The sequence below is a fragment of the Sphaerochaeta sp. S2 genome, from assembly GCF_016406725.1.
Taxonomy (GTDB): Bacteria; Spirochaetota; Spirochaetia; order Sphaerochaetales; family Sphaerochaetaceae; genus Sphaerochaeta.
The window spans coordinates 1-10540 of sequence record NZ_JAEKNT010000003.1 but is presented as its reverse complement, the minus strand read 5'-3'; the positions used below and the strand labels follow the sequence as shown (position 1 = coordinate 10540).

General features: G+C 45.3%; 10 protein-coding genes. All 10 read right to left on the bottom strand.

What is annotated here, in order from left to right; genetic code table 11:
* On the bottom strand, window positions 1-193 hold a 193-nt coding region (locus JF818_RS16275), incomplete at its 3' end, for a LicD family protein (protein WP_370570288.1).
* Between the two features lie 35 nt (window positions 194-228).
* The gene (gene gnpA, locus JF818_RS00090) at window positions 229-2376 is read right to left on the bottom strand and encodes a 1,3-beta-galactosyl-N-acetylhexosamine phosphorylase (protein ID WP_198889969.1); all 2148 of its coding nucleotides are present in this window, start codon (window positions 2374-2376) and stop codon (window positions 229-231) included.
* Window positions 2377-2440: 64 nt separating this feature from the next.
* Window positions 2441-3193: a riboflavin kinase gene (locus JF818_RS00085; protein WP_198889968.1), complete on the bottom strand. Its 753-nt coding sequence runs from the start codon at window positions 3191-3193 to the stop codon at window positions 2441-2443.
* Window positions 3190-4524 carry an APC family permease gene (locus JF818_RS00080; RefSeq protein WP_198889967.1) on the bottom strand — a complete coding sequence of 445 codons (1335 nt, stop codon included), beginning with the start codon at window positions 4522-4524 and terminating at the stop codon, window positions 3190-3192. Before JF818_RS00080 ends, JF818_RS00085 begins: the two co-directional genes overlap by 4 nt.
* A gap of 335 nt (window positions 4525-4859) precedes the next feature.
* Window positions 4860-5174, bottom strand: coding sequence for a plasmid pRiA4b ORF-3 family protein (locus JF818_RS00075; RefSeq protein WP_198889966.1), 315 nt, complete (start codon window positions 5172-5174; stop codon window positions 4860-4862).
* 62 nt (window positions 5175-5236) lie between these two features.
* Window positions 5237-6517, bottom strand: a complete 1281-nt coding sequence (locus tag JF818_RS00070; protein ID WP_198889965.1) for a hypothetical protein — start codon at window positions 6515-6517, stop codon at window positions 5237-5239.
* Window positions 6518-6525: 8 nt separating this feature from the next.
* On the bottom strand, window positions 6526-7125 hold the full coding sequence (locus JF818_RS00065; RefSeq protein WP_198889964.1) for a hypothetical protein: 600 nt from the start codon (window positions 7123-7125) through the stop codon (window positions 6526-6528).
* 68 nt (window positions 7126-7193) lie between these two features.
* Window positions 7194-8759, bottom strand: coding sequence for a sulfatase (locus JF818_RS00060; RefSeq protein ID WP_198889963.1), 1566 nt, complete (start codon window positions 8757-8759; stop codon window positions 7194-7196).
* Between the two features lie 3 nt (window positions 8760-8762).
* Entirely contained in the window at window positions 8763-9605 is an 843-nt protein-coding gene (locus tag JF818_RS00055) for a carbohydrate ABC transporter permease (protein WP_198889962.1), read from the bottom strand.
* A gap of 11 nt (window positions 9606-9616) precedes the next feature.
* Entirely contained in the window at window positions 9617-10507 is an 891-nt protein-coding gene (locus JF818_RS00050; RefSeq protein ID WP_198889961.1) for a carbohydrate ABC transporter permease, read from the bottom strand.
* Between the last annotated feature and the right edge of the window lie 33 nt (window positions 10508-10540).

Sequence of the window (10540 nt, the reverse complement as noted above, 5' to 3'; positions counted from 1 at the left end):
CATCGTAATCAGATCTCGGCATCATAAGATCAATATCATCATCCCATGGAATGAATCCCTTATGACGAACAGCACCCAGTAAGGTTCCCCCAGAAAGAAAATAGGTAATCTGTCTTGAAGTGCAGAACTCATCAATCGCTGAGAGGATTTCCAGTTCACATGTTACCAATTCTTGATGAGTGAGATTCTTCACAGTACACATCCTTCATTAAAACAGCCTTAAGGTTCTCATAAATAGGCGCTCAAATCCAGTACCTTCAAAGAGAATCCTTCCAAGACCTCATATAGTTTCCCCTTCTCTGTCATTATCCTCACATCCTCTTCTGACTCACTTCCATTGGCCAACAACAGAACCTGTGCCTCTGGATAGTAGGCACAGTCAACATGGGGGTTGTCAGAAGCGTAGAGAGGCTCTGCTGCAAGATTTTGTTCAAGGATTGAACGAATGGCAAAGGTGTTCTCAGGGGAATAACGATACTCACTGAGATAGATGCCCTTCCCTTTTCCAAACTTTCGCTCTGTGAGGACAGGAAGTGCATCCTCAACGTGCAGGACTTCTGTAGAACCATCTACCAGGTATATTCCTTCTTTCGCTCTCAGAGAAATCTTGGGAAGGGAACCATCCACTCTTTCATATTCCCACTGTCCGTGACAGAGCCTCCTACCGTCATCATAATCAACACCAAGGACATGTGCCATCTTGAAGGAGTTATTGAGTGAGGACGGTGCATTGATTCCAAGGAAGGTACCTCCCTTCCAGACCCACTGGGTAAGGGAGGTCACCACGTCATCCCTCTGCCAGGCATCTCCCCCACTGTAGCTGCTGTTCTGGAATCCAGCGTTTAGTAGTACATCAAACGAATCGAGCGGATCTCTGGCCACCTCATCAAAATTCAAGAATTCAACGGTATAGGGAAGACCGGAGAGGCTCTCCAGGATATTGATCAAATCCAGATCAGGGTGTTCATGGTAGTGTCCCCCGCAGGTCCAAGTCCTGAGCTTTCCCCATCGGGTGATGATTCCGATCTTCAATGAGGCGGTATATACCTTTGCTGCCTGATGCAGCTCCTTGATCGTCCTGAACTGGTCAGCGATATCAGCAATGGTTTCAACAAAATCAGGAAATCCTTCAGTAAGGTGCAAGTAGCCACCCAAGCCAATTCGGTCGATGGGAGCTCTAAGCATCGCTCTTCTGACGTTCACCCAATACTTCTGTGCATCGAGAGCTGGATTGCCTCCCTCCTTGAAGGTAGGGGCTCCGCCCAGTCCCACTGGGAAGAGATAGGGATGCAACCTGAGTTCATGGGTAAGGCTTCCCGGTACTGCATTGCAAAGTCTGACCTCAAAACCGGAGAATACGCACTTGATGATCCCATCGAACCCAATAGTCTGGAAAGCCTCTGATTGTGGTTCCATTCCAACCCAGCTATCATCGTAGAATACATAGGCTTTTTTGCCATAGCTATGCACAATATCAACCAGCTCTTTGGCATAAGAGCAGACAAAGGCATTGGTGAACCAAAGATAGTCCATCATTCGTTTATTCCAGGTAACATGGGAAGGGTTTCGATTCCCCTTGTTTATAAAGTCCTCACCAGTGAGGCGATATCCATACTGTGCTTCAAACTGGTCCAAGGCAAGCGGACTGACTGTGAAATCATAGGAAGCCCAGTCGGTGAAGAGATTCCGATTTCGCTCATCACTTCCCCATATCCATACAAAGTTGTAGAAGAGGGAGGTAAAACGTACCACATCTGTCTCCGGGTGCTCCTCGCACCAGCGAACCAGATAAGAACTCAGATAGTTCTGGACCTCGGGGTACCGGGGGTCCAGTTGCCTAAGTGGTTCGCTTTTCCAGTTGTTGGTTACATGATTGTACATGTTTATCTCTTCCCAGATGCGGAAAGCAAGGAAGTTCACACTGTACTGGTGAAAGGGGATGCAACCCTCAATGGTGACTGACTTGGTCGTAGCATTATACTGCCATGATGAAGCAAAAATCTCATCTCCAGTTGTTCGGTCAAGAACCTGCCAGTACGGTAACGATGCTTCATTCACTTCAAACTGCCCAGAAAAGTATCGTGAAAGTAATGGAATTTCTATTGTTTTAGAAGTACTTACTACCCGCTCACTCTCCAGGAAGGTTTGCTGTTGGAACTGAGGATTGGTTGAGGCAAACTCGTTATGCTCACGGATGATACAGATGGTGGAATACACATCCATCCCCGCTTCCAGCAACCGTGGAGAGAGCTTGGTCCCATCACAATCGCGAATAACATCAGCTCCCCACTTCTCCGCTAGAGTGAGAGAAAGTTCTTCATAACCAGCTTCACCTGGCATGGTAAATGACCCACGGGATTTCTTCGCTACTTTCATTTCGACTACCTCACCCTATGACGGTATCATGAGATGGGTAGGGAGTCCAGAAAACAATACAAACCTACTCCAACCCCTTCTCCACCACGTATAACACATCCTTGTCCACCTGTTCCCTGACAGCCTGAAGGCTCTCGAACTTAGTTATAGGACGAATGAAGTTCTTGATCTCCATGGTTATAACCTGACCATAGAGGTCACGGTTGAAATGAAGAAGGAAGGTCTCAATGGTAATAGTAGGATAATCATCTACGGTTGGCCGGGGACCGATGCTGGTAACACCAAGGTATCTCACCCCATCAACAATGGTAATCGTTCCATACACCCCATGACGGGGAATAAGCTTGTTGGATGCAATTTTCATGTTAACGGTGGGCATTCCCACCGTTCTCCCCAGCTGTCTTCCGTAGACCACTTCCCCTGTCATGGTGTAGGGATGCCCTAGCATCTCTTCAGCCTCTTCAATCTCTCCCCTGAGCAGGGTATCGGCAATACGGTCAGCAGTAATAGGTTCACCCTTGTAGAGCACAGGTTTGATTAGATCAAGTTTCTCATTGTGCTCCTTGAGCGAGACAAGCCCAGGGTGATGGCTTCCCACAATCACGGAGTCGAAACCCTTGGTTTCCAGACGCTTATCAACGTGAATAATGCTACACGCCTGGCCTGCATACTCCCTGATCAAGGCATCACGCTCTTCATCAGTGGTAAGTACTGCTTGGCCGGTAATCGGCTGGATATATATTTTTTCTGGCTTGTGGGCAAGGATGGCTTGGTGCCCACGATGCACCCCATCAAAATGCCCGAATGCTACACTCATACCTGCCTCCTCGGCCTTCGGTAGAAAAGAAGCCCAATCACATAGTAGATGACCGTTGCTAACCAGAGCTGCCATCCACCTTGTATGACACTCGGTACATAGCTGGCAACCAACACAGCCAGTGTCAGGATGGGAAGGATATTCCCTCCTGGTGCATGGAAGAACCCTGCTTCCTTGGTTGGGTGTTGTTTTCTTGACTCAATGACTGTTACACAGACAATTGCCACCACGATAACATTACAAAGAGCTCCTAGGTTGATCAGAAGATTGGTAAGTTGGGGAAATGCGGCAAAAAAACCGGTTACGAGCACTACTACTGCCGTTGCTGTCAGTGGGGCACCATTTTCCTTACCTGTTCTAGCAAGGAATCGAGGAAGTGCTCCCTGCTCTGCCGTTGCTTGCAAGGTATGGCTTGCAAGTGCCATGGTTACGATCATGGTAGTAAGAAGTGCCAGTACCGCTGAAATGGAGATCAGAGGAGTCAGGAAGGATAAACCAGGAAGACTGAATGCAGCAGCGTAGAGAGGAATGTATCGCATCCCCTCATTCTCTTGCAGGTAGGATGAAGATACCAAGCCCAAGGTTGCTACCAACACCACCAAGTAGAGCACCAAGACAACGGCCATGGCAATGGCCATCGCCATTGGAACAGTCCGGTTTGGTTTCTCTACTTCCCCAACAAGGAATGACAGGGCAACAATAGCCCCATAGGCTACCATGGCTAGCGGAAGTGCATCCAAAAACCCTGTAACTCCCCCAGTTCCCTGTGTAAAGAAAGGGGTAAGTTGAGAAGCATCCCAGCTACCACTTGAAAATACTGAGACAGAGAAGATAACCAAGGTGAGTCCAAGGAACAGGGTAAGGACGGTGGTAGCTTTTCCGGTAATACGGAAACGTACTGCGTTCAACACCCCACTAAAAAGGACTGCTGCAATACCAAGCGGTACCTGCAAGGCTCCCATGGCAGGAAATGCCACTGAAAGGTAAATACCAATATAGATAGCTGAGAAGGCAGCTCCTGCAATACACCCAAAGAGATAAGCCCACGCTGAGATCCATCCCCACAGATTACCTTGCTCCCTTGTCTTACCCAAGAGCAAGGCAGGAAAAGCGAAGACCCCTCCGCTTTGGGGATAGCGTGAGGCAAGCTCTGCTGTCTGCAAGCCATAGGCAAGCAAGATGAGCGCACCAAGAACCCAGGAAATAATCGCCGACGGTCCTGCACTAAGAATGGTCATTCCAGAAAGAGAGAAGATGGCACTGCCGATCATTCCCCCGATCAAGAGGTGTACACTGTCAAAGGTTCCAAGTTTCTTCTGCTTTGTTGCCACAATAATGCCTCCAACGGAGTCAATCATACCGTGGTAGCAAACTCATGTGCAAGGAAGCAAGCCCCCTAGGGAGAGAAATCCTAGATAAATACTTGGCGGATAGAAAGACCAAATATAATCAAATATTACACCCGTTCAGGTATATATTAACTCAGTAAAGCATATTTTATACCCGCTCGGGTGCAAATTACACACATCACCAGGCAATAAATGCGGGACCTCACGAACTTTGGTATGTGATGGTATTTTGCTTTATCACTGGCAGCTTTGACATGCATTTCAAGAACTTCTCTTGTGCTTTAACCATTCTGCCCCTCTGAGATTCAAGTATCTTCCTACCAGTGTCGTAAACATCTATTCACATGCTCCAAGTCGAACAATTGATGATTACTTCCTCTATACCATTCCATTTTGCCTTTATATTCAGGATCTTCTGGGTTGCTTAGTATTTCTAACAACTCAGCATATCCGTATCTTCCCCCAACGTCCTCTGGTGGAGCTTCTCCCTCCCAGTCCAGACACACTGGATGATTCTTATCGTAGTCATCAACAATTTCATGGAGACGGATATGGGCTATCCAAAAATCGCCAAAGTCATAGTTGTAGATGATTTCCCGGTACTGCGGAAATATCTCATGAAGGAATACCAAGCTGTCATCTTATTTGCATATGGTCAACTTATCCTATCACTATCTTCGTGTTCCATAAGTTTCTACAACAAACCAGCTTTCCTAAGCTCTTGTTTCAGCATCATTTTTCTAGGATATTGCTCTAACAAGACGTCGATGCAATATTGCATCTCTTTTTCTCCACCAATGGATTTCAGTACTTGCAGTGTTTTTGCAAGCTCGGTAAATGCATATCTTGAACTCTCTTCACTCACCATATGAAGACTCTGCTGAACAATAAGTTCTATCAACTCAGCAGCATATGTTGGGACCAAATACTTATAATAACGAAGAGATTCCTTGGGAAATTGCTTCACATACCATAGCATTCTCTCATAGTTGCCTTCCTCGATCAGAAGTTCAGGCAGGAACCTAACCACATGGAATGATTTACCTTCCATTGCATCACAGAGCAACTCAAGGGTAGTTTTCCAGGAGTCTGGCGTGCTGAGTGCCTTGAGTTCAGTGACATAATGAGATTCACCTTTTATGATCAAGTCAAAAGCAGCATCAAGTGCACCTTGACGATTCCCCATCTCCTTATAGAGTTTGAGAAGATGCTCTGAGAATATATGACTGTACTTGAACCGTTTATTTGCTTCCTGAGCCAACTCAATTGCTTCATTCTTGCGCTCTTCCTGTATAGCCTTTTCAATGGAAAGCTTCCAGAATTCTGGTTCATATCCATGATCCAATAGATATTGGCGTTGCTCTTCTTTGCTCGATGAGCGAAGGAGAAGCCCGTAGGTAAGTTCCTCTACTTCACTCCCCTCCTCTACAATCATCTCACGAAGCTGCTTTGCTTGCTTATCTTCAGTTATCATAGCAGTCATTAGCCGTATTCTTGTTGGCGTCAAATTGTCATATTCTGAGAGAAGAGCATATAGTGATTGCTTATCTGGAAAAGGAATAACAGCATCAGCAATTGCATTGCAGCATTGCTTCAGCCTCTCATAGAGCATTTCGTATTGGTAATCCATATGCTGTAGTAGCGGAAGAGTTTCATCCAACAAGAGACAAAGTTGGATTGCGTAGGAAAACTGCGTGTGTGCAATAGCTACCTCGATGTCATGGAAGTAGCTGTCAAGGAATTGCTCGCTTTCCTGGCTAAAGCCAAGATCATCATAGCTGTCATACTCGAGATCAGTAAGGGATTCTTGTAATAAATTACGTATCACATCAACATTCGGTGAGATCGTTTCCTCACCGAATGCAATATGTAAACGTCTTGCAAGAGAAGCATCTTTTTCAGCTTCCTGCATGAGAAAATCAATCAAGGAATCCTTGTTGGATTCCTGCAGAAGCGTCAGTAGAGATTTACCCATCTGAAAACCTATTTATTATTCTCATCGTCTATGTTTGGTATTAGATGCTCTTCCTTGCCAAACCACTGGGCCTCCAAAGATGGTAATCTTGGTTCCGCAATATAGAGTAGATTTGAACCACGGTAGTTCTCCAGAAAATCCAGGAATTCCTCTGAATCATACCTTTTACCGTCAATGATGAATGCCATATCATCGTATGTATCCTCATCATACTCAACTCCTATCACACCCTTGGGTGATAGAAAATCATCCTCCAACATGGTGGGAGGAATTAACAACTTGGCAATTCGTTGTTTCAGTTCTTCCATGGCAAGCTTTGCATCCAGCTCAAAAGGTGCATTGAAGGAAATTGTTTGCAAGGCATCCTGCCTCCCCTTGTAGGCATAATAAATAACACCATCATGATAAACCTCTGCCTTTACCTTGAAACGCTGTCCTTCCACTGCAATGGTCTTTGGATGAGCATATTTGGCAACATCCAACCCCATCCGTTCACAGAGATAGGCATTATAACAATCCCAACAGAGATGCAGCACCGTTTTATCAGCTTTCTCAATATGATGGTCCGCTTCCTGAGTACATCGGTCACATGTATGTAGTAACATCATTTCTGGTTCCCCCTTAGGCAAAGCATAGGGGACAGAAGCTGACTATTGCAAGCGTCAATGAACATTAATCAGAATGCATTTTTGATCAATACATCCAACCAATCAGCGTTCGCATCCTCATAGAAGTGCCCTGGATTCTTGCAGAAAGAAGGAGGCAATCTAAGATCCCATGGCATCCGGGAAAAGGGTCGTTCCTGAGACTCCCTATGTGCCTGGTATGGCTCACTTCTAAGATGATTCTCTGCATCAAGATGAAAATCTTCCCCTCCTTGTTCCTGGATGTAGGTCTCGGCCCACTGTTTCATCTCTTGCTTGACATCAGCATAAGCAGGATTAGACGCAAGGTTCCTCAGTTCTTTTGGATCATCCTCGACATTAAAGAGTTGCTCAAATCCACCGTTTTGGTAAAAGAGATACTTATAGCGGTTGGTACGTACATGACACATCGTATAAGGAGGAAACATCACCTCACTCAAGACTGCTTCATGCTGATTCTCGCCAGAAAGTAGCGTCATGAGATCTTTTCCAGGACGCTTATACTGGGCATCATCAACACCAGCAGCACTAAGCAATGTAGGAAACAGGTCGAGCAAGGATGCAAGCCCTGTATATCGAGTTCCTTCAGCAATTTTCTTTGGCCATCGCACAAGAAGAGGAACTCTTAGACTTCCTTCAAAACCAAAGCATTTATACCAAAGATGATGGTCTCCCATCAAATCACCATGATCTGAGGTAAAAACCACCAATGTGGATTCAGCCAGTCCTTCCTGCTCGAGGGTATCAAGGATCCTGCCCACTTGTTCATCAATGAACGTAATATTCGCATAGTAATATGCCTTCGCGCGTTTGATCGCTTTCTCTGAGTAGAGATCAAATTCCTTTCCTTCCCTATAGGAATCAAAATAGGGATACTCAGCACACCCATCCTCTGAGGAAGTCCAAGGATCTTCCAAGGATTCTGGATCATAGAGATCAAGCAGATGTTGTGGGCAATCATACGGAACATGAGGCTTTACGAAAGAAGTCCAAAGGAAGAACGGCTTGTCTTTGGGCCGTTCTTGTTGCAACCATTGGACGCTTCTATCCCCGCACCACTGCGTGACGTGCAATTCCTTGGGGAGAGGAGCTTGTAGTGGTTTTATCTCATTGTAGCCAATCTCAGTTGGCTTATCCCAACCCCAGGCATGGTGTTCCTCAAGGAACTTGTCGTAATCATCAAGTACTACGCTTTTTTGAGAACTTGCAGTTCTTACACCACGCGTTTCCTCTGAGAGAATCATATGATCCATGCCATAACTCTCAGCATAGGGTGTATCGGAAAAATGCATTTTCCCAATAGCCTGGCAATGGTAACCCTCCTGAGAGAGAATTCCTGCAATGGTTTCTCGGTTGTCGACATCTCTCGGATAGATATTTTCCATACACCCAAGAGCAGAGTTTGTCTTTCCAGTCATGACCGAAGCACGTGCAGGCATGCAAAGGGGACAAGGGGTCACAGCAGTATCGAACAACGCTCCCTCTTGGGCTAAGCGATCAAGATTAGGGGTCTTTATTTCTGTATTACCATAGGAGGCAAGCGTATCCCACCGCTGTTGATCGGTAAAAATCATCAAAATATTTGGTTTTTCTTGCATTGCTTACCCCTTTAGGCCGGTCGTGGATATCCCCTCCACAAAGTACTTCTGAGCAGAAAAGAATAAAGCCACAATGGGAATAATTGAAACAAACGACATGGCTAGAATCTTATTCCATTCGATTGCTGCCTGGGCATCGATGGACATACGAAGCGCCAAGGCTACCGGATAGTTGGCGACACTATTAATATAGATCAATGGATTGAAGAAGTCATTCCAAGTCCACATGAACTGAAAGATGAACACTGAAAACAGAGCTGACTTACAGAGGGGAAGAATAACCAAGACCAATGTTCGCAGCGAGCCAAGACCATCAATCTTTGCCGATTCATCAAGCTCTCTCGGGATTCCACGAATAAACTGGATCATCATGTAATTGAAGAAAGCAGTGAATGCAAACAACTGTGGAATGATGAATGGCTTGTAGGAATCGAGCCATCCAAAATCCCTGAACAACAAATACCGGGGGATAATCAGGACTGCATTTGGAAGCATCATGGTGGAAAGCATCAAAGCAAAGAGAAGCGGTTTCAGTTTGAACTCAAACCGAGCAAACCCATATGCAACAAAGGTAGAAGAAACCATGGTAACAAGCACTGTAGGAAGTACCATCTTAAACGTATTGAGCATAAAATGCCCAAAAGAAAATTGGCCTGTACCTGCCCAACCATCAATATAACCAGAGAAATTCCATATCTTTGGGAGCATACCCAATCCACTAAAGATTTCCTTATTGGATTTGAAGGAACTGAAGAAAAGCCAGATAAGGGGATACACCATGATGATGCCCATCAAGGTAAGAAACACATAAATAGTGAGATTACCTCGTTTCGTTTTTGTTTTCATCTCTTTCTCCCCTATTCCATGTAGTACACGTGCTTGTTCGACTTCTTGAACACAAACATCGTTGCAATAAGGATGATGACGAACAAGAACCAGGAAAGCGCTGATGCATAGCCCATCTTGAAATTGGCGAAAGCCTCATCGTACAGCTTCATCATATAGAGATAGGTTGACCCCATCGGCCCTCCATGAGTGATGACAAAGGCACTGGTGAAAGACTGGAAAGAGTTGATCAATTGCATGATGAGGTTGAAGAACAATGATGGAGTGATCAAGGGAAGGGTGATAGCAAAGAACTCTTTCGTTTTTGACGCCCCATCGATGCGACACGCCTCATACAGTTCTTTGGGAATCTGCTTCAACCCTGCTAGAAAGATAACCATCGAGGATCCGAAAGACCAAACCACCAGCAAGCTGATAGTGAACAATGCATATTTGGGATGTTCCAGGAAAGGAATTGCTGGAATTCCAATCTTCCCAAGAACAGTATTTACCAGACCAGTGAGAGAAAACATGAATCGCCACAAGATGGATATGGAGACACTTGCCCCCAAGATGGAAGGCAAATAGTACACCGTGGTGAATACATTGATAAATTTGATGCTTCGATTGAGCAACATTGCAAAAAACAAAGCTGATATTATCTTCATCGGTACTGAAAACAGTACATACTTAAAGGTCACGAAAAGCGAGGGGAAAAATTCTCTATCGCTTGTGAACATGTATATGTAGTTATCCAGACCAATGAACTTTGGTGTATTGAACATGGAAAAATTGGTGAAGGAATACGTGAGCGATGCCAAGAGCGGATATGCCCCAAATACAAGGAATCCAATGGCCCAAGGCAAAATGTATAGGTAACCTTCACTGAAGGGCAACCGCCCGTTTAGCTTCTTTTGTTTCATGGGTAGACCTTATCAAGGGAGTGGGGTTTCCCC